Raw genomic sequence first — 343 nt, forward strand, 5'->3', positions numbered from 1 at the left:
TCGCTATTTAACTTGCTACAAGTCTATTCCAGGATTCCCAAGTGGTCGGGGTGTAGTTTATGTTTCTTCGAAAATAAATAGCTTTATCACTCGAATCAGTTGAAATGGCAAATTGCGTGATCCAAGCGGTCGAACTATTTCCAAAGTCGTTGGATGTGTTAAAGGTTATTATGATCCAATAGCCCTCAAACGGAAGATTTAAACCTGTTTTGCCTGTTTTGTAGATTCCACTCGCCAACATGTAATTAGCATTAGTGTAATATTGATATCTCGATTGAAAAGCAGCGCAAAAGCTATTTTCGCTACCACTTTCTTTTAGATGAGTGGAAGCCTCGCTATTTAA

The 343-nt window shown here is 38.2% G+C and carries 1 protein-coding gene; it reads right to left on the minus strand.

Translation table 11 applies throughout. The features are described from left to right. Nucleotides 1-7: 7 nt before the first annotated feature. Nucleotides 8-343: pyocin knob domain-containing protein (locus DXB70_RS14225; protein ID WP_207665603.1), on the minus strand; the 336-nt coding region annotated here is incomplete at its 5' end.

Origin of the sequence: Clostridium sp. OM05-5BH (assembly GCF_003481505.1) — a bacterium.
Lineage (GTDB): Bacteria > Bacillota > Clostridia > Lachnospirales > Lachnospiraceae > Otoolea > Otoolea fessa.